Below are 25851 nucleotides of genomic sequence, written 5' to 3' on the forward strand. Positions count from 1 at the left end.
TCCGACGACTGTGGCCGCCGACGCCCGGCTCGACCGGCCCGTCGACTCCCAGGTCCTCGGCTGGATCGCGGTCCACCGAGTCGAGCAGCGGCTCCTGCGTCCCGCGGTGCGCGGGTCCCGGCGCCCGCAGCGTATGGCAGCCGGGATCGCGGGCCGGCCCATGGGCAAAGCCTTCTGAGCGACCGCTTACCATTGCCGGGTCCAGCGCCGCGGTGTCGCGAGCGCCTCACCAGGCCACTCCGAGGAGCCCCGCCCGTGACCGCCGAAGCCCAGGCCGTGCCCGCTCTGTCCCACGGCCGGCTGATCGCTGTTGCCGTCCACTTCGACGACCTGGACGCTCTGGGCCTGCTCCACAACGCCCGCTACCCGGTCATGGTCGAGCGCGCCTGGACCACCCTGTGGCACGAGCGCGGCTTCGGCTTCGACGGCGACTGGGAGGCGGCGGGCGACTTCTGCAACGCCGTCAAGGAGCTGCGGATCACCTACCAGGCCCCGGTGAACAAGCCGGGCGCCTACGCCGTGCACCTGTGGCTGGAGCGGCTCGGGAACACCGGACTGACGTACGGGTTCCGGTTCTGCTCGGCCGACGGGGCCACGACGTACGCGCACGGCACCCGGGTTCTCGTCCGGCTCGACGCGGCCACGCTGCGCCCGACGTCGTGGAGCGAGCGGTTCAGGGCCGTGGGCCGGGAACTGCTGCGCCCGGCCGACTGACCCTCGGGCGGTCGCGGTCGCCCGCGCGCAGGACACCGGCGAACCCGGCCAGCCCGCACGCCAGCACTGTGACCAGGCCGAACGACACCACCAGGCTCGTCGCCTGGGCCAGCGTGCCGATCGCGCTCGGGGCGACGAGCCCGGAGGTGTAGGTGATGGTCGCGACGCCCGCTATGGCCTGGCTCGGGTTGGGACCGCTGCGGCCGGCCGCAGCGAAGCACAGCGGCACGACGACCGCGATGCCCAGGCCCATGAGCGCGAACCCGCCCATCGCCGGCGCGGGGTGGCCCGCGACGACGACGAGCAGCCCGCCGAGCGCGGCGAGCACACCGCCGACCCGGACGGTTCGCACTGCGCCGTACCGGTCCACCACCCGGTCGCCCGCGATCCGCGCGACCGCCATGGTGAGCGTGAATCCCGTGGTGCACGCGGCGGCCAGACCCGCCGAACTGCCCAACCGGTCGCGCAGGTACACCGCCGACCAGTCCAGGCTCGCCCCCTCCGCGAACACCGCGCAGAAGCCGACCGCGCCGATGAGCAGCGCCGACCGGGGCGGCAGGGCGAACCGGGGCGGTGGTTCCTCGCCCTCGGCGGGCTGCAGATCGAGCACCCAGGTGCAGGCGACGAGGCCGAGCACGGTCAGCACCGCGGACGCCAGCGCATGGTGCAGGCGGGCATCCGAGCCCAGGTGCGCGGCGAGCGTTCCGGCCGCCGAACCGACCAGGGCGCCCGCGCTCCACAGGCCGTGCAGACCCGACATGATCGACCTGCCGAGACGGTTCTCGACCTCCACGCCCAGCGCGTTCATCGCCACGTCCGCCATGCCGGACGAGGCGCCGTACACGAACAGGGCCAGACACAGCGTCGGCAGGCTCGGGGCGAGGGACGGCAGGATCAGGCACAGCGTCCACAGCGAGATCAGTCCGCGCAGTGCCGTGCGGGTGCCGAAGCGGTGGCTGATCCGGCCCGCGAGCGGCATGGCGACGGACGCGCCGAGTGCCGGGAAGGCGAGGGCGAAGCCCAGCTGCCCCGGACCGACCTGCGCGTGGTCCTGGATCCACGGCACACGGGTGGCGAATGAACCGGTGACGGCGCCGTGCACCGCGAACACCGCGGCCACGGCGTAACGGGCGCGCCTCACCTCGCGTTGCCGTCGGCCCCCCTCGGCCACCCCGTCCATCCTCGGCCCCTCCCGGCTGTGTCCGCGCCGACTGCCCGCGTAAACTATCAGGAACCCTGCCTGATAGATAGGGAGCGACCGGGGGACCGACGTGCCGTCCGGTGAGCGGCCCCGCCGATCTGGGAGGATCCCGGCATGCCCGCATCCCCGAGCACCGCCCGGGTCATCAACGACCGCCTCGCCCTGCGGCTGCTGCAGCAGGAAGGCCCTTTGACGGCCGGGCAGTTGAAGCAGCTCACCGGACTGTCCCGGCCCACCGTCGCCGACCTGGTGGAACGGCTCACCGACGCCGGACTGGTCGCGGTGGTCGGGGAGTCGGGCGAGCAGCGGCGCGGTCCGAACGCGCGGTTGTACGGGATCGTCGCCGACCGGGCCCATCTCGCGGCGCTCGACGTGCGTACCCAAGGCGTCGCCGTCCTCGTGTCGGATCTGCTCGGCGGGGTGCTGGCCGAGGCGTCGGTGCCGATCGGCGGCGACACCGGAACGGGACCCGCGGTCGAACAGGCGGTGGCGCTCGTGGAGCGCGCCGCGAAGGAGGCCGGCGCCCAACGGCTGCACACGGTCGGTATCGGGGCGCCCGGGCTCATCGATCCGGCCGGCGGCGAACTGCGCGACTCCTCGGGGCTGCCGGAGTGGCACCGCCGTCTGGTCGCCGCGCTCCACGAACGGCTGCCCGCGCGTGTGATCGTGGAGAACGAGACCAATCTGGCCGCCCTGGCGGAACAGCGCGAGGGCGTCGCCCGGGACCGTGACACCTTCGTACTGCTGTGGCTGGGGCACGGTACCGGTGCGGCCGTGGTGCTGGACGGCGCGCTGCGCCGGGGCGCGTCGGGCGGCACCGGCGAGATCGGCTTCCTGCCGGTGCCGGGCACCGGAACGCTGCCGTCGGCAACGGACTGCGAGGGCGGCTTCCACTCCCTGGCGGGAGCATCGGCCATCGCGGAACTGGCCGGGGAGCACGGCCTGTTGACGCGCGGCACGGACCGCGAACCGCCGGCCGCGGGGCTGGTGCGGGGCGCCGTGCGGTCGATGGCGTCCGGCGCGGCCGACGCCGCGCGCGCCGCGCGCTTCCTCGCCGCGCTCGCCGACCGCCTCGCCATCGGTGCCGCCTCGGTCACCGCCATCCTCGACCCCGGCTGTGTGGTGCTCGGCGGCGAGATCGGGCAGGCGGGCGGGGACGAGCTCGCCGCGCGCGTCGAGGAGCGGCTGAAACGGATGTCGCCGCTGCCGACCGAGGTGCGAGCGAGCGCGCTGGGCGGTGGCGCGGTGCTGCGCGGTGCGCTGCTCACGGCGCGCGACGGCGCCCAGGACGAACTCTTCGCGCGACCGGCCCGCTGACCCGGCGGCTCCCCCCGGGGTTTCCGCCGGCACGGTTGCGCCGACGGCCCCTCACCTCGGCCGCCCGGTCCCGGACCGCCCCGTCAACGTCCCGTGGACCCGCCCCCGTACCGTGCCGCCAGGTACTCCTCGAACGTGCCCTTGCCCGTCGCGTTCCCGGGCGTGAGGTGGCCGCCGGTCCGCAGGGCGCGGAACGCCCTGCCCGGCACCGGTACGGCCGTCACCGGCCGTCGGCGCCCCGTCGCGCGCAGCCAGGCGTGCGCGAGGTCCGGGAGCGTCCGTACCTGGGGCCCGCCCATGTCCTCGACCCGTCCGTTCGGCTCACCGGGCGCCAGTTCCGCCAGTCGTTCCGCCACCTCGGCGACCTCGATCGGCTGGTCGCTCGTCCCCGCCGGGACGGGCAGCACAGGCAGTCTGCCCATCGCCTCGAACACTCGCACGAGCAGATCGTGGAACTGCGTGGTCCGCAGGATCGTCCAGCCGAGACCGGACTCCTCGATCAGCTTCTCGACGGCGTACTTGGCCCGGTAGTAGCCGAGGGGCACCACGTCCACGCCGACGATGGAGATGTACACGAGGTGGGCCACGCCCGCCCGCCGCGCGGCCTCGATCAGATGGACGGCCGCCTTCTCGTCGCCGCCGCGCGGCGTGGTCGCGCAGTGCACGATCGTGTCCACGCCCGCGACGGCCGCGTCCAGACCGCTGCCGCCCCGGATCAGATCGACGGCGTACGGCTGCGCGTGCCGCGACAGGACGCGGACCTCGTGCCCGTCCGTGCGAAGCCGCTTCGCGACGAGCCGGCCGAGGGTTCCGGTGCCGCCGGTCACCAGGATCGTGGTCATGCTGTTCAGCCTTCCGGACGCCGGGCGCTCCCTCGTGGAGTGCCCTTCATCCCCTACGACCGGACAGAGCCTCCGGAATGTGACACGGCTCGTACCGCATGGTGGAGGCCCGGCGGCGGGGCAAGGGCCACCGTCACCGCCGCCGAGCCGTTCGTGGACGCGTGCAGCGCCGGGACGCCGACCATAAGAGGACTAGACCAACACCGTCAATAGGTATGGACCAATCGTCAACTGGTGTTGCGTGGTGCGGGAGTTGCCCCTGGTGGCAGCGGGTGCGAACCCCGTACGAGCGGCCGTGGAAGTCCAGTATGTGAACATGTGATCCAGCACACAGTCGTTCACTCGCATGGCCGTCGATCGGGCGTGGCAGACTGAGGCTGTACCAGAAGCAGCGCACTCCGGGGTCGGTGAAAGTCCGAACCGGCGGTTACAGTCCGCGACCCGGTCGCTTCCAGCGGCCGGTTGACCAGGTGAAATTCCTGGACCGACGGTTAAAGTCCGGATGGGAGGCAGTGCGCGGCGGGCGGGCATTCGTGCGCGCCGCCGTACCGGCTCGTCCACACGGACGGGCGCCGTCCGGCGTCGTCCCGGTGTTCTCGCTCGCGTCCGCTGTCGTCATCGACAGTCCCCGGAGTCCGTGCCCGAACGTGGCAGGAGGACCCGGGAAGTGTTCACCGGAATCGTCGAAGAGCTGGGTGAGGTCACCGCCGTCGAGAACCTCGGCGACTCCTCCCGCTTCCGGCTCCGTGGACCCGTCGTCACCGAAGGTGCCCAGCACGGGGACTCCATCGCCGTCAACGGCGTCTGTCTCACCGTCGTGGAGCACGAGGGCGACGAGTTCACCGCCGATGTCATGGCGGAGACCCTCAAGCGGTCCAGCCTCGGCGCCCTGACGGTCGGCTCCCGCGTCAACCTCGAACGCCCCACCGCCGTCGGCGCGCGCCTCGGCGGGCACATCGTGCAGGGCCACGTCGACGGCACGGGCACGGTCCTGGAGCGCAGGCCCTCCGACAACTGGGAGCTCGTCACGGTCTCGCTCCCGGCGGAGCTGTCCCGTTACGTGGTGGACAAGGGCTCCATCACCGTCGACGGCATCAGCCTCACCGTCGTCGAGGCCGGCCCCGACCGATTCACCGTCAGCCTCATCCCGACGACCCTCGCGCTGACCACGCTCGGCATCAAGCAGCCCGGCGACCCGGTCAACCTCGAGGTCGACGTCATCGCCAAGTACGTCGAGCGACTGCTGGCCGGTCAGGGGGCCACGCGGTGAACTGGCTGAACTCCGAGGCCTTCACGCTCTTCGGCCAGCACATCAAGTGGTCGGACATGATCGGCAACGTGATCGGCCTGATCGCCCTCGCCTTCGGGTGGCGGCGCTCCATATGGAGCTGGCCGGCGCAGTTCCTCTCCGGCGTCATCCTCTTCTCGGCCTTCGCCACGGCCCACCTGTCCGGCAGCGCCGGCAAGCAGGTCGTCGTCATGGTCGTCGCCGCCTACGGCTGGTGGCAGTGGAAGCGCGGCACGAGCCAGGAGCAGGACGGCCACATCGCCGTGCGGTTCGCCACCTGGCTCGAGCGCGCGGTCCTGGCGGGCGCCGCGGCCGTGGGCACGCTCGCCGTGGCGGGCCTGTTCACCGCCTTCCCGACGCTGTCGTGGGACCCGTGGCCGGACGCGTACATCTTCGTCGGCACGATCGTCGCCATGTACGCCCAGGCGCGCGGCATGGTCGAGTTCTGGTTCGCCTGGCTGCTCGTCGACGTCGTCGGCGTCCCGCTCAACTTCGCAGGCGGCTTCGCCTTCTCCGGTTTCGTCTACGTCATCTACGGCGCGCTCGTCCTGTGGGGCATGCGCGACTGGTGGCTGCGCTCCCGCAAGGCGGCGCGGCCCGTTCTGGAAGGAGCCCCGGCATGACGGTCGCGCCGGTCCTGTACCGCACGGACAACATCGAGGACTTCTCGCTCGATCCGGTCGAGCAGGCCATCGCCGACATCGCGGCCGGCCGCCCGGTCGTGGTCGTCGACGACGAGGACCGGGAGAACGAGGGCGATCTCGTCGTCGCCGCCGAGAAGGCCACGCCCGAGGTCGTCGCCTTCATGATGAGCGAGTGCCGCGGTCTGATCTGCGCCCCGATGGAGGGCGACGAACTCGACCGGCTCCAGCTCCCGCAGATGGTGGACGACAACACCGAGTCGATGCGCACGGCGTTCACCGTGTCCGTCGACGCGAGCGCCGCCCACGGGGTGACCACCGGCATCTCCGCCTCCGACCGTGCCACCACACTGCGGATGCTGGCCGGGGGAGAGGCGGGACCCGGCGACTTCGTCCGGCCCGGCCATGTCTTCCCGCTGCGCGCCAAGCCCGGCGGTGTGCTCGTACGCAACGGCCACACCGAGGCCGCCGTCGACCTCGCCCGGCTGGCGGGGCTGCGCCCGGCCGGGGCGATCGTGGAGATCGCGGGGGAGGACGGCCATATGCTGCGCCTGCCCGAGCTGATCCCGTTCGCCCGCAAGCACGGCTTGACGATCATCTCGATCGAGGACCTGATCGCCCATCGGCGCTCCCTCGAGCCGCCGTCTTCTCCCTCACCGTCGGCTTCGCTCGAGCGGGAGGACCTCCATGAGCGGGGTGGAGCCGCGTCGCAGCCCACCGTCCGCCGTGAGGCCGAGGTCCATCTGCCCACGGCCTTCGGGGAGTTCACGGCGTACGGCTACCGGTCCACCGTCGACGGAGTCGAGCACGTGGCCCTCGTCCACGGGGACCTCGGCGACGGCGAGGACGTCCTCGTGCGCGTCCACTCGGAATGCCTCACGGGCGATGTCTTCCACTCGCTGCGCTGCGACTGCGGCCCCCAGCTGGAGACGTCGATGCAGCGCATCCAGACCGAGGGCCGCGGAGTGGTCGTCTATCTGCGCGGCCACGAGGGCCGTGGCATCGGGCTGATGTCCAAGCTGCGCGCGTACGAACTCCAGGAGCGCGGGCGTGACACCCTGGACGCCAACCTGGAGCTGGGCCTGCCCGCGGACGCCCGCGACTACGCGGCGGGCGCACGGATCCTGGAGGACCTGGGCGTCCGCAGCCTGCGTCTGATGACCAACAACCCCGACAAGACCGAAGCCCTGCTCCGGCACGGCCTGAAGGTCACCGGCCGGGAGCTGATGCCCGTCCAGGCGGGCGAACACAACCTCCGCTACCTGCGCACCAAGCGGGACCGGATGGGGCACGACCTGCCCTGGCTGGACGCGCCCGCCGTGTCCACCTGCGGCAACCAGTAAGAGAGCACTGAGGAGAGACGTGAGCGGCAAGGGTGCACCGGAGCTGTCCGTACGCAACGCGAGCGATCTGCGGGTCGCCGTCATCGCGGCACAGTGGCACGACACGGTGATGGACGGTCTGGTGAACGGCGCGCTGCGCGCCCTGCGGGAACTGGGGATCGACGAACCGACCCTGCTGAGGGTCCCCGGCAGCTTCGAGCTCCCGGTCGCCGCCAAGGTCCTCGCGGGCCGTGGTTACGACGCGATCGTCGCCCTCGGGGTCGTCATCCGCGGCGGCACCCCCCACTTCGACTACGTGTGCCAGGGCGTCACCCAGGGCCTGACCCAGGTCTCCGTCGAGACCGGCGTCCCCGTCGGCTTCGGGGTGCTGACGTGCGACACCGAGGAGCAGGCGCTGGACCGGGCCGGCCTGGAAGGCTCCAACGAGGACAAGGGCCACGAGGCGGTGACGGCGGCGGTCGCCACGGCCGCCACGCTGCGTTCAGTATCCGAACCCTGGCACTGAGGAGCGGCCCCGAGCGCGTAGGGTTAGGACCACCATGTCCAAGAAGACGTTCGAGGAGCTCTTCACCGAGCTCCAGCACAAGGCCGCCCACGGCGACCCCGCCACCTCCCGCACCGCCGAGCTGGTCGGCAAGGGCGTCCACGCCATCGGCAAGAAGGTCGTCGAGGAGGCCGCCGAGGTCTGGATGGCCGCCGAGTACGAGGGCAAGGAGGAGGCCGCCGAGGAGATCTCGCAGCTGCTGTACCACGTCCAGGTGATGATGGTGGCGCGCGGTATCTCCCTGGACGACGTCTACGCCCACCTCTGAGCCGCACCAAGCACAGCCGTACACCGCACGCACGCGTACAGCACGCGACGAACGAAGGAAGCCGACCCCATGCTGCGCATCGCCGTCCCGAACAAGGGTTCCCTGTCCGGCCCTGCGGCGGAGATGCTGCATGAGGCCGGCTACCAGCAGCGCCGCGAGTCCAAGGAGCTGAGGATCGTCGACCCGGAGAACGAGGTCGAGTTCTTCTACCTCCGCCCCCGCGACATCGCGATCTACGTCTCCTCCGGCCGCCTCGACATCGGCATCACCGGCCGCGATCTGCTCATCGACTCCGGCGCCAACGCCGAGGAGATCCTGCCGCTCGGCTTCGCCCGCTCCACCTTCCGCTACGCCACCAAGGCCGGTACGGCGAACGGCGTCGAGGACCTGAACGGCATGACGGTCGCCACCTCCTACGAGGGCATCGTCGCCAAGCACCTCGCCGACAACGGCGTCGACGCCTCCGTCGTCCACCTCGACGGCGCCGTAGAGACCGCCATCGAGCTCGGTGTCGCCGAGGTCATCGCCGACGTCGTCGAGACCGGCACCTCCCTGCGCAACGCCGGTCTGGAGGTCATCGGCGAGCCGATCATGAAGTCCGAGGCCATCGTCGTCCGCCGCACCGGCGCGGGCACCGAGGAGCCCAAGGTCCAGCAGTTCCTGCGCCGCCTCCAGGGCGTCCTGGTGGCCCGGACGTACGTGATGATGGACTACGACTGCCGTGTCGAGCAGCTCGACAAGGCAGTCGCGCTCACCCCGGGTCTGGAGTCCCCGACCGTTTCGCCCCTGCACAACGAGGGCTGGGTCGCGGTGCGTGCCATGGTCCCCGCCAAGGAGGCCCAGCGGATCATGGACGACCTGTACGACATCGGCGCCCGGGCCATCCTGACCACGGCCATCCACGCCTGCCGTCTGTGAGGGACGCACGGCGATGTCGGACCTGCCCACCCTCCCCGTCACCTTCCGGCCGGGCCGCACCCGTGCCGTGCTGCTCACCGCGGGCGTCGCGATCTTCGTGGTCATCACCACGGTCGCGATGCTCCTGGAGCGTCTCACCCCCGGAGAGCGCCTCAGCTTCGTCTTCATGGCTGCGGTCCTCTGCGGGGTGCTGCTCATGCTCTCCCGCCCCAAGGTCGTCGCCGACGAGACCGGGGTCACCGTCGTCAACATCGCCGGCCGACGCCACCTGGACTGGGCGCAGATCCTCCAGGTCAACCTGCGTCCCGGCGATCCCTGGGTGTTCCTCGACCTGAGCGACGGCACCAGCATGCCCGTCCTCGGCATCCAGCCCGGCATCGCCAAACAGCGCGCCATCGAGGACGCGCGCACCCTCCGGGCGCTCGCCGAGGCCCGCTCCACGGCCGAGCCGGAGCGACATCGCGACTGACTCGGTACCGTCCACCCTGACGCACATGCCGGTGTCTTGATTAATCTGGATGCGGAGGCGCTCGCACGGCGCCTTCGCCCCTGATGCTCCGCCCGGGACTCGGGGGCACCTGCTATCCGAGGAGTGACTCCCTCCGGCGATGGACGGATCGTCCTGTAGTACCTGCGCCGCCCCCTGCCGACATAGCGCGCACCGCACCCATGAGGTACGCGCGCACGCGGAGGCGGCGGCATCATGACCATGCCCCTGCTGCTCCTCGGAGCGGCGTTCCTGCTGATCCTGGCCAATGGCTTCTTCGTCGCGGCCGAGTTCGGACTGGTCACGGTCGAGCGGCCCGACGCCGAGAAGGCAGCGGCCGAGGGCGACCGACGGGCCGTCTCGGTCGTCGAGTCGCTGAAGGAGCTGTCCTTCCAGCTCTCCGGCACCCAGCTCGGAATCACCATCACCTCGCTCGTCGTCGGCATGCTCGCCGAACCGGCGCTCGCCCAGGTGCTGCACGACCCGTTCACCGCCGTCGGGATACCCGAGGGCGCGGCGGACCCAGTCGCCGTGGTCCTCGGCATGCTGCTCGCGTCGGCCGCCCAGATGGTGATCGGCGAACTCGTCCCCAAGAACTGGGCGGTGTCCCGACCGCTGCAGGTCGCACGCTTCGTCGCGGGCCCGCAGCACGTCTTCTCACGGCTGTTCCGGCCGGTGATCGCCGCTCTCAACGCGGTCGCCAACCGGCTGGTGCGCGCCCTGGGCGTGGAGCCTGCCGAGGAACTGGCCTCCGCCCGCACCCCCGACGAACTCGTCTCCCTGGCCCGGCACTCCGCGCGGGCCGGCGCGCTGGAACAGGACACGGCCGACCTGTTCGTACGGACGCTGTCCCTGGGCGAGCTGACCGCACAGCACGTGATGACCCCGCGGGTGAAGGTGAGCGCGCTTCAGTCGTCCGCCACCGCGGAGGACGTGGTCAACCTGACCCGGGCAACCGGGCTGTCCCGCTTCCCCGTCTACCGGCAGAGGATCGACGAGATCGTCGGTATGGTGCACCTCAAGGACGCCCTCGCGGTGCCCTCGCACGACCGGCTGCGCACGCCCGTCACCCGAATCGCCCAGTCGCCGCTGCTCGTCCCGGAGACGCTGCCCGTGCAGCCCCTCCTCGAGCGGCTGCGCAGCGAGCAGCCCATCGCCGTCGTCGTCGACGAGTACGGCGGCACGGCGGGCGTCGTGACCCTCGAGGACATCGTCGAAGAGCTGGTCGGCGAGGTGCGCGACGAGCACGACGGACTGGACCTGCCCGAGCTGGCCGCCGTGCCGCCCGAGGACGGGCGCCCCGCATGGGACGCCGACGGCAGCTGCCGGGTCGACATCCTGCAGCGGATAGGCCTCGACGTGCCCGAGGGGCCCTACGAGACCGTGGCCGGACTCGTCGCCGACCTGCTCGGCCGGATCCCCGCTTCCGGCGACCGGGCCGAACTGCCGGGCTGGCGCCTCACGGTCCGCGAGGTCGGGCACTACCGCGCCGAACGGGTGCGGCTCGTGAAGACGGCGGACGCCCCGGCCCTGGGTCCGGAGGCAGTGCGATGAGCCTTCTCCAACTGCTGTTCGCCGTGTTGCTCGTGCTCGTCAACGGGTTCTTCGTCGGCGCCGAGTTCGCGCTCGTGTCCGTTCGCCGCAGTCAGATCGAGCCCCTCGGAACCGCGCGGGCGCGGCAGGTGCTGTACGGGCTGGAGCGGCTGCCGCAGATGATGGCGGCCGCCCAGTTCGGCATCACCGTGTGCTCGCTGACGCTCGGCGCCGTCGCCGAGGCCACGGTCGCACATCTTCTCGAGCCGGTGTTCGCGGCGGCGCACATCCCCGACGAGATGGTGCACCCGCTCGGGTATGTGATCGCGCTCGCCGCGGTCGTCTTCTTCCATCTGGTCATCGGTGAGATGGTGCCGAAGAACCTGGCGATGGCGGCGCCGGAGAAGGCCGCGCTGTGGCTGAGCCCCGGGCTCGTGGCGTTCGCCCGGCTGTGCCGGCCGGTGACCGTGGCACTGAGCGCCTGCGCCAAGGTGATCCTCAAGCTGTTCCGGGTGGACCCCAAGGACGAGGTCGAGGCGGTCTTCACCAGCGAACAGCTCAACCAGCTGGTGGAGGACGCGGGCCAGGCCGGACTGCTCGACCCCGAGGAGCAGGAGCGGCTGGAGGACGCGCTCGAGCTGGGCTCCCGGCCGGTGACGGATGTGCTCCTCGACCCGGACCTGCTGGTGACCGTGGGGCCCATGGTCACGCCGGGCCAGGTCGTGGCGCTCACCGCGCGCACCGGCTACTCGCGGTTCCCCGTCGTCGCGGAGAACGGCGCCTTCATGGGCTATCTGCATGTGAAGGACGTCCTCGACCTGGAGGACTCGGAGTGGGCGGTGCCGCGGCAGCTCTGGCGGCCGATGACCACGCTCGCGGCGGATCTGCCGCTGGACGACGCGCTCACGGTGATGCGCCGCGCCGCCACGCACCTGGCCCAGGTGGCCGACGGCGCCGGCCGGGTGCTCGGCCTGGTCGCCCTGGAGGACGTACTGGAACTCCTCGTCGGCGAGGTCAGGGACCCGGCTCACCGGGAGGCTCCGCCCCAGCCCCGCATGGCGGAACCGCCGAAGGAGGCGGTGCCGAGCTGAGTCCGGTCTGCCCCGCGCCCCGGAAGGGGCGCGGGGCCCCGTGTCCATACGCGGCTCCGCCGCGTGGGCGCGCCAACCACGGTGCACCAGCACCCGCAGAGCGTCAGCACCGCCCTGGCTCCCGGGGACGGTCACAAACCGGAAGGGTCCTGAGGACCGCGCCCGGACAGGACCTCCCCGTACGCCTGCATCAGATCCGGCAACCGCAAAGTCGACAATTCGTCCCGAGTCGGCACCCCCGGGTACCCACTCAGCCGAAGATCCCGGTACGCACAGCTCTTCTCGTACAGCGTGCGCAGGAACCGGCCGTTACCCAGTTCGTCGATCCAGCCCTGGTCCACGACATGCCCGGCGATCGAGCGGAGTTCGTCCAGTGCCTCCTCGTCCCAGACGTCACCGTTCTCGGCGGCCAGTACCTCGCCGATCGCGGTCAGCTCGAGGGGGCGGTACGAGGGGAAGTCGACCCGCGTGGTGAAGCGGGAGGAGAGGCCGGGGTTGGCGGCCAGGAGGCGGTCCATGCCCTCGGGGTAGCCGGCGAGGATCACCACCAGGTGGTCCCGGTTGTCCTCGGCGCGCTTCAGCAGCACCTGCAGGGCTTCGTCGCCGTACGCGTCGCCCTTGCCGTACCCGGAGTTGGACAGTGAGTAGGCCTCGTCCACGAACAGCACGCCGCCGATCGCCGAGTCGATCAGCTCGTTCGCCTTCACCGCGGTCTGGCCCAGGTACTCGCCGACCAGATCCGCCCGCTGGGCTTCCACCAGATGGTCGCCGCCGAGCAGCCCGAGCGCGTAGAAGACCCGGCCCAGAATGCGCGCCACGGTGGTCTTGCCGGTGCCCGAGGGGCCGGAGAAGACGAAGTGCCGTTTCGGCGGCTGCACGGGTAAGCCCTGCCCCGCCCGCAGGCGCGCCATGTTCAACTGCGCCGACAGCGCCTTGACCTGGCGTTTCACCGGCTCCAGGCCGACCATCCGCTCCAGCTCGGCGAGCGCCTCCTCCAGCAGCGCGGGATCGGTGGGCCCCGCGGGCAACGGCTGCGTCGATGCCGCGGCCTTCTCCCGCACGAGATCGCTCTGTGCCGGAAGCGCACCCGGCGGCGGTTCGGGGTCGGACAGCTTCACGTCCCTGCCGTCCGAGCCGAAGAGCGGATCGAGACCGTCAGGGCTCTCCAGCGCGTCACCGCCCCCGGCGAACGCCATCGCCGTGAAGTCGGCGGACTCGTCGTACCCGTCGCCCTCGGCGATCGCCGCGAGCCGCGCCGAGGTGTCCATGAAGGCCGGATCCACGCGGTGCACCGCACGGTACAGAGGGAGCGCGGCGGCCGAGCGGCCCGTGCCCTCGTGGGCCCGGGCCAGCCAGTACCGCAGCTCCTTGCGCTGCGGCTGTTCGCTGCGGCAGCGCATCAGTGCGGCGGACAGCAGCGGCTCGGCCTGCCCGTACATCTCCAGACGGACCCGGGCCATCCCGCCGAACAGCCCGGCCTCGATGCCCAGCATGGGGTCGTCGATCAGCGGGTCGGTGTGCCGGATCAATTCCTCCCAGTCCTTGACCAGATAGGCCCGGCAGGCGTGCAGGAAACGGACCTGGGCGTCGGTGTCCACGGGCGGCAGCCCCGCCAGGGCCCGGTCCAGTTCGGGTACGTGGCGGCCGTCCAGCCAGTGCGAGGCGTGGGCGAGCAGCAGGTCGCGGGGGCTCTCCAGGACCGGCTGCACCCACCAGCCCAGCCAGTACCAGGAGTTGAGGGTGCGCCGATGCCGGGCGCGCTGCTCCCCGAAGCGGTCCCGGTGGCGGAACATCCTCAGCAGTGCCGTCGTCGTGTCGACCCGCAGTGCGTGCAGCCCGAGCCAGCCGTCGGCCATCCCCGGATCCATCCGGACCGCAGCGCGGAACTCCTCCTCCGCCTGCGGATAGGCGCCCATCGTGTAGGCGTCGACCCCTCGCAACCAGGCGAGGTCGGCCGGGGCCTCGAGGCCCTGCGTGCCGAAGTCCATCACGTCCCCCACAAACCGTGCCCCCGTTGGTTCACCGCCGGGCCCGTGCCCGGCGGCCGCCTTGCTCGAACCGCCGTGCAGCGGACCGGAGTTGCAACGGTGCGCAGAGCAGCGTCATCCGAAGGTCGCACCGAGAGGCATCGTACCCGCGGGGCAGTGGCGCACCGAAGGGTGCCGCACAGGCCGTTTGGCGAGGTGGGAGCAGATGGGGCGCACTCCACGTGGTGACCGAGGGTGAGCGCGCCACGCCACGGGGCGCCCGGAGAAGGTGTCCGGAACAGAACGAAGCCCCCGATCACGGGGGAACAACCGGGGGCTTCGCGACTTGGGGCGACCACGAAAGCCGCACATTGAGAACGTAAGACCTGTACGGTCCCCGGGTCAAGCCGACCTGGAGCAGTCAAGGAAGTTCTCCCGCAAGGGCCTTCACAAGCTCAGCTCGCTGCCGATGATCCGTCACTGTCGGTGAGATCCTGGTCCGGACCAGAAGTCCCGGCGGGCCCCGGCAGCACCTCGTATCCCATGGTCCCCTGCCGCACCAGAAGATCGGCGAACGGCCGTGACGGGTCCCCGGCGAAGTGCCGGCGCTCCGCCTCGACCCACTCGGCCCAGAAGGTGTGTTGCTCCTCGCCGTCCCGGACCCGTCCGCGGGTCCAGGCCTCCTCGTGGGTCAGTTCCATCCACACCAGCCGCGCCAGATGGGGGCGCAGGACCCGGCGGCCGGCGCCGACCCCTTCGACCAGGACCACGGGGGCGGGCGGTAGCGCGCATGCGGGGCCGAAGCTCCGGGCCCGCCAGTTGTAGGGGCGGTAGTGCGCGACCTCGCCGCGGCCCAGTGGCTGGATCACATCCCGCAGTAGTCGCTCCGTCCAGGCGAACAGTTCCTCGTGGGTGGCGATGTCGTCGAGGTGCAGCACGGGCGCGCCGTCGAGTGCCGCCGCCAACCGCCCGGCGAACGTGGTCTTCCCGGAGCCTGCGTGACCGTCGACGCCGATGAGGCGGACGGGGCCGCAGGACGGCGGCAGGCGCCGCAGTCGGGATGCGAGGAGGTGAAAAATGGCGATTCCCGGGGTGCGAGGGACTCTGGCGTATTCCGGAGGAACATTTTACGGGGGTCCTGAAGCCGCACGGCCGGGCGGACGACGGCAGGCGCACGGCCCGGCCTGGGCCTGGACACGGAAATCGTATTGCATTGAACTGTTCATCGATCAATCAATGGCGTCGTCCTATCGCCCTCGCTGACCCGGAGGAACGCTTTCGGCCGACTATTTGGGAATGGCCGTTCCGGTTGCGCCCGATGCTGAGTAGTGTGCCTGCTGCGCAACTGCGTGGTGTCGTACGGGGACGGACAGGGGAGCATGGCCGCGGGGTTATTCGAAGGGCAGTACGTGTGGCATCCGGCGGCCGACGACCGTGAGCTGGCGAGCGTATGCGTGGAAGTGCGGGCCGGTCGCTATCGGGGCGCGTACGAACTGCTCGCCGAGACGCGCGAGGACATGGGGCTGCGCGCCCACCGCTCCCTCGTGCTGGCCTCCGAGGCCGCCGACTCCGACCTCGCCGAACGCTGGCTGGCCGAGGAACCCACCCCTGAGGCCGCGCTGATGTGGGCCCGGGTTGCCGTCCTGCGGTCGCTGCGCGCCGCCGACGCCCAGGACGAGCGGGCCCGCGCGCTGGAGCTCATCGCGCTGAGCGCCTGTGAACGCGCCACGGCCATGGCGCCGTACGATCCCACGCCCTGGGTGGCCAGGCTGGCACTGGCGCGGCTGCACGAGATCAGGGAGCCCGCCCCGCAGGGGCTGCTCACCGCGCCGCCGGGCCCCTGGCAGCTGTTCTCGCACATCCTGCGGCTCGACCCCTTCCATCGCGAGGGCCACCACCGATTCCTCGCCTACTTCTTCGTGCGCCACGGCGGCTCGGTGAACGCCGCCTGGGACGTCGCTGCCTTCCTCGGCCAGCGGGCCCCCGCCACGTCGTCGCTGCGCCTGCTGCCCCTGGTCGCGCTCGTCGAGAGCTACAACCCCTCACAACTGCTCGCCGACCGAGTCTGGGAGCAGCCGCAGTGGCGCTCCGCCGCACTCGCGAACTACCAGAACTGGCTGCCGGAGGTGGCCGGTTACCGGTTCACGCCCGTGCTCGATCTGGCATACCTCGGGCATGCGCTGGTCATGGCCCAGTGCGAGTTCGAAGCGCGCGCCGTCCTCATGGCCATGGGGCCCTACGCCTCCCGCATGCCCTGGAGTGCCTTCGGCGATCCCGAGGAGCAGCTCTCGCGTGCCCGCCGCGCCTGCGGACTGCCCGTGCCGGGAGCCCCCTGACCCCTCGATCCTCCTTTCCACCCACCCCCACACAGAGAGGTCCGGTTGTGTCAGAACGGACGTCAGTGCCCCGTACGAGGCGACATGCGGGCCGGGAACCCGTCGTGATCGACGACGACGCGACCCTGCACGCGATGGGATATCCGCGAAAACTCACCCGGCGGTTCCAGGCATTCGACAACTTCGCCATATCCTTCACCATCATCAATATCCTCTCCGGAATCTTCTCCTCATTCGGGTTCGGTATGAACGCGGGCGGTCCGCGCATTCTCGTATTCGGATGGATCGGTGTCTCCGTCATGGTGCTGTTCATCGGCGCCGCGATGGCGGAAGTCGCCTCCGCATATCCGACGAGCGGGGCCCTGTATTTCTCCGCAGGAAAACTCGCCAAACGGCATCACGGCGCATGGTCCTGGTATACGGGCTGGCTCAACTTCGTGGGGCAGGTGGGCGGCACGGCGGCCACCGGATACGCGGCCGCGACCTTCATTCAGGCCTTCCTCGCCCTCCAGTGGCCCTCGTACGAGCCGACCGTGCACCAGACGGTGCTGATCACGGCGCTGATCATCGCGGTCCAGGGGCTGGCCAACACCTACACCGTGCGGCTCGTCGCCGTCCTCAACCGGATCTCCGTGTGGTGGCTGCTGATCGGGCTCGTGGTGATCGTGGGCGCACTGGTCGCGGGGCCGCACGAGCACCGGCCCGCGTCGTTCGCCACCCACTTCGTGAACAACACCGGTTTCAGCAACGGGCTGTACGGGGGCATGCTCGGACTGCTCGTCACCAGCTGGACCTTCACCGGCTTCGACGGAAGCTTCCACATGTCCGAGGAGACGGTCCGGGCGACGGTTAACGCGCCCCGGGGGATCACCCGCTCCATCGGCTATTCGGCGGTGACGGGTCTGATCCTCATCCTCGCCCTGGTGTACAGCATCGGCGACTACGGCAAGGTGGCCGGCTCCTCGGCTCCGCCCGTCCAGATCCTCATCGACGGGCTTGGCATGGGCACTGCAAAGGCGCTGCTACTGATCGTCATCGGCGCCATGCTCTTCTGCGGTCTGGCCAACCTGACCAGCAACACGCGGCAGATCTTCGCCTTCTCCCGGGACGGCGCGATGCCCGGCTCCCGCTGGTGGCACTCGGTCTCGCCGCGCACCCGTACCCCGGTCAAGGCGGTCTGGCTCGCGGTCGCCTGCTCGCTCGTCCTGGTGCTGCCCGGCTGGTGGTCCCACACGGCCTTCACCGCGATCGTCAGCGTCAACGTCGTGGGGCTGTTCCTCGCGTATGCCGTGCCGATCTTCCTGCGGCTGCGACTCGGTGCCGAGTTCCGGCCCGGGCCCTGGCACCTGGGGCGCTGGAGCAAGCCCATCGGTGCGCTCGCCGTCGTCTGGATCCTGCTCAGCAGCGTGCTCTTCATGCTGCCCCAGGCGTCCCCGATCACCGTCGACTCCTTCAACTACGCGCCGATCGCGCTCGCTGCCGTACTGGTCGTCGCCACGGTGTGGTGGTTCGCCACCGCGCGGCGCCGCTTCCGGGGACCGGTCAGCTACGGGCGTCCGGACGAGGTCGCCGCGATGGACCTCGTCTGAGCGCTGCCGCGGCTCCGGCGTACGGCGATCCGTGTCCGCCGGGGCCGCGGCACCCCAGTCGTGCCAGTGGTCGAGACCAATGTTGGGAGACGCGCCGACGGTCGAAGTGCTGGCAGAAGTGCTCGCGCGACGGCCATAGTTGGCGCACACCAAGCGTTCGAACCGCCGCCATCCGGACAACTGGGGGTCACACACCGATGACCAGAGCCGCAGAGCCGTCCCGCAGAACCCTCCTCGCCGTGGCGGCCGCCGCGGCCACGGCGGCCGGGGCCACGGGCCCGGCGGTCGCGGCCACTCCGGCCGGCGGGCCGACGAAAGCATCCCCGAGCCTCGTGGACTACCACGCCTGGACCTCGTACTCCGAATGGCGCAGCGGCAACGCGCAAGGCGTCCGTGCCGTGCCCGGTACCCGCCCCGGCGTGGAGATCGCCACCCCCGCCGGCCGCACCGACTACACCGACCCGCACACCGGCAGGACGGCCACCTGGGAGTACGCCATCTGGACCTCCCCGGAGCACCGGCTCGCCGTCCCCGCCACCGAGGCCGTCGCGTCGTGGAACGCGCGCACCCCGGCCGGCACCTGGCTCCAGGTCGAACTGATGGGCACCTACTCCGACGGCACGGCCACCCCCTGGTACGTGATGGGCCGCTGGGCCGCGGGCGACCAGGACATCCGGCGGACCTCCGTCGACAACCAGACCGACGGCAAGAGCAGCATCTCGACCGACACCTTCGCCGTCGCGGACGCCGCATCGGGCCTGCGTCTGGTCTCCTGCCGTCTGCGTCTGACCCTCTACCGCAAGCCCGGTACGAAGGCCACCCCGACCGTGTGGCGGCTCGGAGCCATGGGCTCCGCCGTCCCCGACCGCTTCACGGTCCCGGCCTCCACGCCGCGGCTCGCCCATGAGCTGGTCGTCCCGCGCTACTCGCAGGAGATCCACAAGGGCCAGTACCCGGAGTACGACAACGGCGGCGAGGCCTGGTGCAGTCCCACCTCCTCGCAGATGATCATCGAGTACTGGGGTCGGAAACTCACCCGTGAGCAGCTGGCCTGGGTCAATCCGTCCTTCGCCGACCCGCAGGTCTGCAACGCGGCCCGTTTCACGTACGACTACCAGTACCAGGGGTGCGGCAACTGGCCGTTCAACGCGGCCTACGCGGCTACGTTCAAGGACCTCCAGGGCGTGGTCACCCGGCTGTCCTCGCTCACCGACCTGGAGACGCTGATCGCTGCGGGCATCCCGGCCATAACGTCCCAGTCGTTCCTGAAGGAGGAGCTGACCGGGGCGGGGTACGGCACCTCGGGTCATCTGATGGCCGTGATCGGCTTCACCGCCGACGGCGACGTCATCGCCAACGACCCCGCCTCGCCCAGCGATCAGGCGGTACGCCGGGTCTACAAGCGGCGCGAGTTCGAGAACATCTGGCTCAGGACCAAGCGCCACAACGCCTCCGGCAAGGTGGTCTCCGGGAGCGGCGGCGTCTGCTACCTGTACTTCCCCGCCCGTCTCACCGCCGGGCAGCGCAAGGCGCTGGCGGCGGTGGGCGTCCGCTGACACCGCGCGATCCCCGGCGACGCCGTGGCTCCCGGAATGCCGGGGGCCACGCGTGTGACCAAGATCTCGGCCGCTCCGGTCCGCAGGGGTGGCAAGGTGGACAACCCGTGGGGGGAGTCCACCGCACAGCCCGAGACCAGCGAGTTGCCATGACCGCCACCTCCGCCGCCTCCGCCCGTCTCCGCGCCCGCACGGGCGGCCCGAAGGACGACGGGCCCAAGGTCCTCGAGCACATCGCGGGCTGGGCGCTCGTCGTGGTCCTCGCCATGCTGATCACGCAGCTCGGCCTGCTCTGAGCCGGACGGCCCCGTCATTTCCGCGTCGGCCGGTTGATTTCGACACGGCATCCGATCTGTCGATCAGAGTCGAACATGCCGACGGTGCCGTTCTGCAATACTGCCGCTGTTCCGCCGGCAGTCGGAGACTTGGGCCGAAATTGAACAACAGTCAACAGCGAGGCGCCGTACGCCCCCGGGTGCGCGGTAACGATCGCTCTCTGGCGCGCCGCGCCGAACTCATCGCCATCGGGCGGAAGTTATTCGCCGACACCTCCTACGACGCGTTGTCGATGGACGACATCGCGCGCCACGCCCACGTGGCCAAAGGGCTGATCTACTACTACTTCAAATCCAAGCGCGGTTATTACCTGGCCATTGTCGAGGATTCCGTTGCCGATCTCGTCACCCGGGCGGCCGGCGGTCTCGAACTGCCGCCGGTGGAGCGTGTACACCGCACCATCGACCGTTACCTGCGCTATGCCGAGAACAACCAGGCCGCCTATCGCACGATTGTCAGCGGCGGCGTGGGGTTCGACGCCCAGGTGCACGCCATCCGGGACGGGGTGCGCGAGGCGATCGTCGCCACCATCGCGGAGGGGGCGTACGGCCGGCGTGACATCGACCCGCTGGCACGCATGGGCCTGCTCGGGTGGGTGTGCAGTGTGGAGGGGGCGACCCTCGACTGGATCGACCGTCCCGAGCTGTCCCGTGAGGCCATGTGCGAACTGCTGGTGAAGACGCTCGGCGGCACCCTGCGCGCCATCGAGGAGCTGGCACCCGCGTACGCGGCCCCGCTCCCCGCCCGACGGGACACCTGACCTCCCACCGGGGCGGAAGCCGCCTCGGCTCCGCCCCGGGCGGCGGCCCCGTCGGGGCGCTCTGCTCGGGGGCTGAACCAGGTGAGGACTGGACCAATGCAACCCCGGCTGGGAGGGATCCACCGCGGACCGTTGCAGGTTTCTTGAAGTGAGCGGTCGTTAACCAGTGACGCGGTGCCTCCGATCGGGCATACTCCAAGCGCCACAGTTGCTGGTCAGCCGCCTCCGAGACCCGGAGCGGCGAGCATCGGCTGGGCCCAGTGAGACCCGGCGGGGGCGCCCCACCCAAGGCGCACGCCCGCCGATGTGCCCGACAGGGAGGAGAGCGCCGCCATGCCCGACCGCGCCCCGCAGCCGGTGGACCGTCAACTGCCCTCGGAGGAGGCCCGGGACCTGATCTCGCTCGTCCGTGACATAGCGCAGCACGAGATCGCCCCGAAGGCGGCCGAGGAGGAGGATGCCGGGCGCTTCCCGCGCGAGATCTTCCGACTGCTCTCCGAGTCCGGGCTCCTCGGCCTGCCCTACGACTCCGCGTACGGCGGCGGCGACCAGCCCTACGAGGTCTACCTCCAGGTGCTCGAGGAACTGGCCGCGGCCCGCCTCACCGTGGGCCTCGGCGTCAGCGTCCACACCCTGGCCTGCCACGCCCTCGCGCACTACGGCACCAAGGAACAGCAGGTCGAGCACCTCCCGGCGATGCTCGGCGGCGGTCTGCTGGGTGCCTACTGCCTGTCCGAGGCATCGTCCGGATCGGACGCCGCGTCCCTGCGGACGAAGGCCGTCCGTGACGGCGACGACTGGGCGATCACCGGCACCAAGGCATGGATCACCCACGGCGGCATCGCCGACTTCTACACCGTGATGGCGCGGACGGGCCAGGAGGGCCCGCGCGGCATCACGGCCTTCCTGGTGCCGGGCGACGCCGAGGGGCTGAGCGGTGCGGCACCCGAGAAGAAGATGGGCATGAGGGGCTCGCCCACCGCGCAGGTCCACTTCGACGGGGTGCGGGTGCCCGACGAGCGGCGTGTCGGCGAGGAGGGGCAGGGCTTCGCGATCGCCCTGTCCGCGCTCGACTCCGGACGCCTCGGCATCGCGGCCTGTGCGATCGGCGTGGCCCAGGCGGCCCTCGACGACGCCCTCGCGTATGCCACCGGGCGACGGCAGTTCGGACGGCCGATCTCCGACTTCGAAGGGCTGCGCTTCATGCTCGCCGACATGGCGACGCAGATCGAGGCGGGCCGGGCGCTGTATCTGGCGGCGGCGCGGCTGCGCGACGCCGGCCGCCCGTTCGCCAAACAGGCGGCTATGGCCAAGCTGCACTGCACCGACACGGCGATGAAGGTGACCACCGACGCCGTCCAGGTGCTCGGCGGGTACGGCTACACCGCGGACTTCCCGGTCGAGCGCTACATGCGCGAGGCCAAGGCGCTGCAGATCGTCGAGGGGACGAATCAGATCCAGCGGATGGTCATCGCCCGTCACCTGGCAGGTCCGGAGTCGCGCTGAACGGGACCTGGCCCGCCCCGCGCCGACCCGGCCCCGCCGGTGGCGCCGCGAGCCGTACCCACTCGGGGTCGTGGCGCCCGGGCAGCGTACGGCCGCGGTCGGCCCAGGTCCGCATCAGAGCGCGGTAGATGGGCGGATCGGGGAGCTGAGGCGGCGGAAGCCAGTCGGCCGGTGCCGGAACGAACACCCGTCGCCGGTGTCCGGTCGCCGATGGTGTAGGCGTCATGCCTGGGGAACGCCGGGGCCTGTGCGCAGGTCACCGGCCTCGGCAATCGCGCGTGAGTTCCCCGGGGGCTCGTACGAGGGCATGACGCGCCTTCTTCGGGCACGACGGCGCGCCAGGCGCTATCCGGGCCCCGCAGTGCCTGTGGGCGTGCGGGTCAGGCGGCCTGGCGCCGCCGCGTCCTCATGCGCATCGGGCGCGAGCCCGGGCCGCCGACGTGCGAGAACGGCTGCGTCCGCCAGTCGAGTCCCTGGGGGAGGGTCAACAGCAGGGCCGTGTCCTGCTCCTGGGGCGCCGAGGACTCGTCCGCGGGCTCGAGACCGGCCGCCGCGCGACCCGTACCGGCGCAGACGGTGAGACCGAACGGGTTCCACGGCGACGCGCACAGCGCGTGCTCGGGCAGGACCTCCTCGTCCGCCAGAAGGGCGATGGGCTGCGCGCAGTCCGGGCAGATCACCCGGTACATCTCGAAGGTGTCGTACGCGTCGAACTCGTCGTCGGCGGTTTCGACGCCCTCCGGCTCGGGCTCGACGAGCGGCTGCTGCCGCTTGGGCACGGTACGACCAGGGCGCTTGAGACTGTGCATGGGATTCTCCCCCTCGGGCTGGGCCGGCGAGGCGCTGTGGCCTCGACCACAGCAAGCACTTCCCGTCCGGTCTCGGCGGTAATCACGAGCACATCACGAAGCCCATCCGGGCCTTGTGGCATTCGTCACATGCCGCCCGCAGGTGCCGAGCACGGCGGCTTTGTCCCACGGACGGCTCAAACACCGCTCGCGGCCACATCACAAACCGGGCATGGCCTGCGCCGCCGAGGTATCCGCGCGGATCAAGCGCACTGTAAGTTCTAGCGCCATGGAGGAGCTGGACCGACAGATCGTGCAGCTGCTCGTCAAGGACGGGCGGATGAGCTACACCGACCTGGGCAAGGCCACGGGCCTGTCCACGTCGGCCGTGCACCAGCGGGTGCGCCGGCTGGAGCAGCGGGGCGTCATCCGCGGGTACGCGGCGGTCGTCGATCCGGAGGCCGTCGGCCTGCCGATGACCGCCTTCATCTCGGTGAAGCCGTTCGACCCCAGCGCGCCCGACGACATCGCCGAACGCCTGGCAGGCGTCCCGGAGATCGAGGCGTGCCACAGCGTCGCGGGCGATGAGAACTACATCCTCAAGGTCCGTGTGGCCACTCCCCATGAACTGGAGGAGCTGCTGGCGCGCCTGCGCACCATCGCGGGGGTCTCGACGCGTACGACAGTGGTGCTCTCGACACCGTACGAGGCTCGGCCGCCCCGCATCTGATGCCGTTCGGGGGCTGGACCGTCCCGTATTCGATGCCCGTTCGGGGGCGGATGCCTCACGGGGCGGCGGTCCCGCACACGGCGGCCCTGTGTGCCGGGCGGCTCGAGGGAGGCGCGAGACTGTTCCCCATGAATGAGCGCAGCGCCCCGTCGCAGACCGTCCTTTTGCGCCGAGGAGAAGTCCACAGCCCTGCCGATCCCTTCGCGACCGCCATGGTCGTCGAGCGCGGACAGGTCGCCTGGGTCGGCTCCGAGGGCGCCGCGGACGCCTTCGCGGAGGGCGTGGACGAGGTCATCGACCTGGACGGCGCGCTCGTCACCCCGGCGTTCACCGACGCGCACGTGCACACCACCGCGACGGGCCTTGCCCTCACGGGTCTCGACCTGTCCGGCGCGTCCTCCCTGACCGCAGCGCTCCGCCTGGTCCGTGACTTCGCGGCCGCCCGCCCGGACGACCGCGTCCTCCTCGGCCACGGCTGGGACGCTGCCCGCTGGCCCGAGCGCCGGGCCCCCCGGCGGGACGAACTCGACGAGGCCACCGGCGGCCGCCCGCTCTACCTCAGCCGGATCGACGTGCACTCGGCCGTCGTCACCGCCGCCCTGCTGGAGCTGGTGCCGGGCGTGCGCGACAGGTCCGGCTACACCGACGGGGAACCGCTCACCCGCGACGCCCACCACGCCGTGCGCGCCGCCGCGCTCGCGGCGCTGGCCCCCGCCCAGCGCACCGAGGCCCAGCGCGCGGCCCTCGCGCACGCCGCGTCCCTCGGCATCGGTTCGGTCCATGAGTGCGCCGGACCGGAGATCTCCTCCGAGGACGACTTCACCGGTCTGCTGCGTCTGGCCGCCGAGCAGACCGGGCCCCGCGTCGTCGGATACTGGGCCGAGGAGGGCGAGGAGGGCGTCACCAGGGCACGGGAGCTGGGCGCGCTCGGCGCCGCGGGTGACCTGTTCGCCGACGGCGCCCTCGGCTCGCACACCGCGTGCCTGCACGCCCCGTACGCCGACGCGAGCCACACCGGCACCGAGTACCTGGACGCCGCCGCCGTCGCGGCGCATGTCGTCGCCTGCACCGAGGCCGGGCTGCAGGCGGGCTTCCACGCCATCGGTGACGCCGCCGTCACCTCGGTGGTCGAGGGGATCCGCGCTGCCGCCGAGAAGGTCGGCCTGGGCCGCGTCCGCGCCGCCCGCCACCGGGTCGAGCACGCCGAGATGCTGACGCCCGAGACCATCGCGGCCTTCGCCGAACTCGGCCTCACCGCCTCCGTCCAGCCCGCCTTCGACGCGCTGTGGGGCGGTGCGGACGGCATGTACGCCCAGCGCCTCGGCGTCGAGCGGGCCCGGGCGCTGAATCCATTCGCGGCTCTGCTGCGCGCCGGTGTCCCGCTTGCCTTCGGCTCCGACAGCCCCGTCACCCCACTGGATCCGTGGGGCACGGTCCGGGCGGCGGCCCTCCACCGCACCCCGGAGCACCGGGTCTCCGTACGCGCGGCTTTCACCGCCCACACGCGCGGCGGCTGGCGGGCCATCGGCCGGGACGACGCCGGTGTGCTGGTGCCGGGCGCGCCCGCGGACTACGCGGTGTGGCGCACCGGCGAGCTGGTCGTCCAGGCCCCCGACGACCGGGTGGCCCGCTGGTCCACGGATCCGCGTTCCGGGACCCCGGGACTTCCCGATCTGACGCCGGACGCCGACCTCCCCGTCTGTCTGCGTACCGTGGTCGGCGGCCGGACGGTGTTCGTACGGCCGGGCGAGTGATCTCCGGGGGTGGCGCGGGGGCGCTCACCCGCCGGGACCGCGTCGTACGACCTGCGTATCCTCCGCCCTGACCAGGCCATTGACGAAAGACCCGCAGGTCGGGGGACTGTTGACAGCGAGGCGCGTGGGGCCGGTAGGTTCGGCCGAGTCCACCACCGGACGGCCGACCGGAAACCTCCGCGCAGTCGCCGGAGCGCCGCTGGGTCAGGGATGGCGTGCCGCACCGGCGCACCACCACTGGGAGCCAGGCTCAGCGCCCGCGCCACGGCGAGGGCAACGTTTCGGTCGGCAGGGTGTGACCCGGGTGGGGCCCGGACGTCCAGTAGACAACGGCTTTCGGTC

Annotated in this window: 26 protein-coding genes and 1 riboswitch; of the genes, 20 read left to right on the forward strand and 6 right to left on the reverse strand. The window is 71.3% G+C overall.

What is annotated here, in order from left to right:
- Window positions 1-10 precede the first annotated feature (10 nt).
- Both AAW14_RS03555 and AAW14_RS03560 read left to right on the forward strand, forming a co-directional pair.
- Window positions 11-178 (forward strand): hypothetical protein, encoded by a 168-nt coding sequence (locus tag AAW14_RS03555; RefSeq protein WP_265559728.1) that lies wholly within the window; start codon window positions 11-13, stop codon window positions 176-178.
- A gap of 77 nt (window positions 179-255) precedes the next feature.
- Window positions 256-714 (forward strand): acyl-CoA thioesterase, encoded by a 459-nt coding sequence (locus tag AAW14_RS03560; RefSeq protein ID WP_265559730.1) that lies wholly within the window; start codon window positions 256-258, stop codon window positions 712-714.
- Here the strand turns inward: AAW14_RS03560 and AAW14_RS03565 are convergent.
- Window positions 674-1885 (reverse strand): MFS transporter, encoded by a 1212-nt coding sequence (locus tag AAW14_RS03565; protein WP_265559731.1) that lies wholly within the window; start codon window positions 1883-1885, stop codon window positions 674-676. The genes AAW14_RS03560 and AAW14_RS03565 overlap by 41 nt on opposite strands.
- Before the next feature lie 144 nt (window positions 1886-2029).
- Here AAW14_RS03565 and AAW14_RS03570 point away from each other — a divergent pair, with 144 nt between their 5' ends.
- Entirely contained in the window at window positions 2030-3232 is a 1203-nt protein-coding gene (locus AAW14_RS03570) for an ROK family transcriptional regulator (RefSeq protein WP_265559733.1), read from the forward strand.
- 83 nt (window positions 3233-3315) lie between these two features.
- On the opposite strand, the gene AAW14_RS03575 is transcribed toward AAW14_RS03570, so the two are convergent.
- Window positions 3316-4074 carry an SDR family oxidoreductase gene (locus AAW14_RS03575; RefSeq protein ID WP_265559735.1) on the reverse strand — a complete coding sequence of 253 codons (759 nt, stop codon included), beginning with the start codon at window positions 4072-4074 and terminating at the stop codon, window positions 3316-3318.
- 389 nt (window positions 4075-4463) lie between these two features.
- A riboswitch (FMN riboswitch) is annotated at window positions 4464-4594 on the forward strand.
- A 147-nt stretch (window positions 4595-4741) separates the two neighbouring features.
- On the opposite strand from AAW14_RS03575, the gene AAW14_RS03580 reads away from it, so the two are divergent.
- The 9 genes from AAW14_RS03580 to AAW14_RS03620 all read left to right on the forward strand — a co-directional run bounded on the left by AAW14_RS03580 (window position 4742) and on the right by AAW14_RS03620 (window position 12187).
- Window positions 4742-5344: a riboflavin synthase gene (locus tag AAW14_RS03580; protein ID WP_265559738.1), complete on the forward strand. Its 603-nt coding sequence runs from the start codon at window positions 4742-4744 to the stop codon at window positions 5342-5344.
- The gene (gene pnuC, locus AAW14_RS03585; RefSeq protein ID WP_265559740.1) at window positions 5341-5985 is read left to right on the forward strand and encodes a nicotinamide riboside transporter PnuC; all 645 of its coding nucleotides are present in this window, start codon (window positions 5341-5343) and stop codon (window positions 5983-5985) included. The genes AAW14_RS03580 and pnuC overlap by 4 nt, the downstream gene beginning before the upstream one ends.
- On the forward strand, window positions 5982-7346 hold the full coding sequence (locus AAW14_RS03590; RefSeq protein WP_265559742.1) for a bifunctional 3,4-dihydroxy-2-butanone-4-phosphate synthase/GTP cyclohydrolase II: 1365 nt from the start codon (window positions 5982-5984) through the stop codon (window positions 7344-7346). Before pnuC ends, AAW14_RS03590 begins: the two co-directional genes overlap by 4 nt.
- A 19-nt stretch (window positions 7347-7365) precedes the next feature.
- Complete coding sequence (gene ribH, locus AAW14_RS03595; RefSeq protein WP_265559743.1) at window positions 7366-7851, forward strand: 6,7-dimethyl-8-ribityllumazine synthase; 486 nt, start codon at window positions 7366-7368, stop codon at window positions 7849-7851.
- 34 nt (window positions 7852-7885) lie between these two features.
- Complete coding sequence (locus tag AAW14_RS03600; protein WP_265559745.1) at window positions 7886-8158, forward strand: phosphoribosyl-ATP diphosphatase; 273 nt, start codon at window positions 7886-7888, stop codon at window positions 8156-8158.
- A 69-nt stretch (window positions 8159-8227) separates the two neighbouring features.
- The gene (gene hisG, locus AAW14_RS03605; RefSeq protein ID WP_265559747.1) at window positions 8228-9076 is read left to right on the forward strand and encodes an ATP phosphoribosyltransferase; all 849 of its coding nucleotides are present in this window, start codon (window positions 8228-8230) and stop codon (window positions 9074-9076) included.
- A gap of 13 nt (window positions 9077-9089) precedes the next feature.
- Entirely contained in the window at window positions 9090-9545 is a 456-nt protein-coding gene (locus tag AAW14_RS03610; RefSeq protein WP_265559748.1) for a PH domain-containing protein, read from the forward strand.
- A gap of 234 nt (window positions 9546-9779) precedes the next feature.
- Window positions 9780-11117, forward strand: a complete 1338-nt coding sequence (locus tag AAW14_RS03615; RefSeq protein ID WP_265559750.1) for a hemolysin family protein — start codon at window positions 9780-9782, stop codon at window positions 11115-11117.
- Complete coding sequence (locus AAW14_RS03620; protein WP_265559752.1) at window positions 11114-12187, forward strand: hemolysin family protein; 1074 nt, start codon at window positions 11114-11116, stop codon at window positions 12185-12187. Before AAW14_RS03615 ends, AAW14_RS03620 begins: the two co-directional genes overlap by 4 nt.
- 131 nt (window positions 12188-12318) lie before the next feature.
- Here AAW14_RS03620 and AAW14_RS03625 read toward each other — a convergent pair whose 3' ends face one another.
- Window positions 12319-14175 carry an AAA family ATPase gene (locus AAW14_RS03625; RefSeq protein ID WP_265559754.1) on the reverse strand — a complete coding sequence of 619 codons (1857 nt, stop codon included), beginning with the start codon at window positions 14173-14175 and terminating at the stop codon, window positions 12319-12321.
- Window positions 14176-14609: 434 nt separating this feature from the next.
- Entirely contained in the window at window positions 14610-15239 is a 630-nt protein-coding gene (locus AAW14_RS03630; RefSeq protein ID WP_265559899.1) for a uridine kinase family protein, read from the reverse strand.
- A gap of 294 nt (window positions 15240-15533) precedes the next feature.
- On the opposite strand from AAW14_RS03630, the gene AAW14_RS03635 reads away from it, so the two are divergent.
- The 6 genes from AAW14_RS03635 to AAW14_RS03660 all read left to right on the forward strand — a co-directional run bounded on the left by AAW14_RS03635 (window position 15534) and on the right by AAW14_RS03660 (window position 22237).
- Window positions 15534-16490, forward strand: coding sequence for a hypothetical protein (locus tag AAW14_RS03635; RefSeq protein ID WP_265559756.1), 957 nt, complete (start codon window positions 15534-15536; stop codon window positions 16488-16490).
- A gap of 47 nt (window positions 16491-16537) precedes the next feature.
- The gene (locus tag AAW14_RS03640) at window positions 16538-18079 is read left to right on the forward strand and encodes an amino acid permease (RefSeq protein WP_416223247.1); all 1542 of its coding nucleotides are present in this window, start codon (window positions 16538-16540) and stop codon (window positions 18077-18079) included.
- Window positions 18080-18276: 197 nt separating this feature from the next.
- Complete coding sequence (locus AAW14_RS03645) at window positions 18277-19635, forward strand: peptidase C39 family protein (RefSeq protein WP_265559759.1); 1359 nt, start codon at window positions 18277-18279, stop codon at window positions 19633-19635.
- A 149-nt stretch (window positions 19636-19784) separates the two neighbouring features.
- Window positions 19785-19931 carry an SCO1431 family membrane protein gene (locus AAW14_RS03650; RefSeq protein ID WP_265559761.1) on the forward strand — a complete coding sequence of 49 codons (147 nt, stop codon included), beginning with the start codon at window positions 19785-19787 and terminating at the stop codon, window positions 19929-19931.
- Between the two features lie 140 nt (window positions 19932-20071).
- Window positions 20072-20731 (forward strand): TetR/AcrR family transcriptional regulator, encoded by a 660-nt coding sequence (locus AAW14_RS03655; RefSeq protein ID WP_265559763.1) that lies wholly within the window; start codon window positions 20072-20074, stop codon window positions 20729-20731.
- Window positions 20732-21064: 333 nt separating this feature from the next.
- A complete protein-coding gene (locus AAW14_RS03660; protein ID WP_265559765.1) occupies window positions 21065-22237 on the forward strand; it encodes an acyl-CoA dehydrogenase family protein in 1173 nt (390 codons plus the stop codon).
- On the opposite strand, the gene AAW14_RS39700 is transcribed toward AAW14_RS03660, so the two are convergent.
- Both AAW14_RS39700 and AAW14_RS03665 read right to left on the reverse strand, forming a co-directional pair.
- Window positions 22200-22463, reverse strand: a complete 264-nt coding sequence (locus AAW14_RS39700) for a hypothetical protein (RefSeq protein WP_416223248.1) — start codon at window positions 22461-22463, stop codon at window positions 22200-22202. The two genes, AAW14_RS03660 and AAW14_RS39700, sit on opposite strands and share 38 nt — an antisense overlap.
- Window positions 22464-22617: 154 nt before the next feature.
- Window positions 22618-23046, reverse strand: a complete 429-nt coding sequence (locus AAW14_RS03665; protein ID WP_265559767.1) for a hypothetical protein — start codon at window positions 23044-23046, stop codon at window positions 22618-22620.
- Window positions 23047-23314: 268 nt separating this feature from the next.
- Here AAW14_RS03665 and AAW14_RS03670 point away from each other — a divergent pair, with 268 nt between their 5' ends.
- Together AAW14_RS03670 and AAW14_RS03675 are read left to right on the forward strand one after the other, a co-directional pair.
- Entirely contained in the window at window positions 23315-23755 is a 441-nt protein-coding gene (locus tag AAW14_RS03670) for an Lrp/AsnC family transcriptional regulator (RefSeq protein WP_265559769.1), read from the forward strand.
- Between the two features lie 128 nt (window positions 23756-23883).
- Window positions 23884-25509, forward strand: coding sequence for an amidohydrolase (locus tag AAW14_RS03675; RefSeq protein ID WP_265559770.1), 1626 nt, complete (start codon window positions 23884-23886; stop codon window positions 25507-25509).
- Window positions 25510-25851: the final 342 nt, after the last annotated feature.

Origin of the sequence: Streptomyces hygroscopicus, assembly GCF_026168105.1 — a bacterium.
Lineage (GTDB): Bacteria > Actinomycetota > Actinomycetes > Streptomycetales > Streptomycetaceae > Streptomyces > Streptomyces hygroscopicus_D.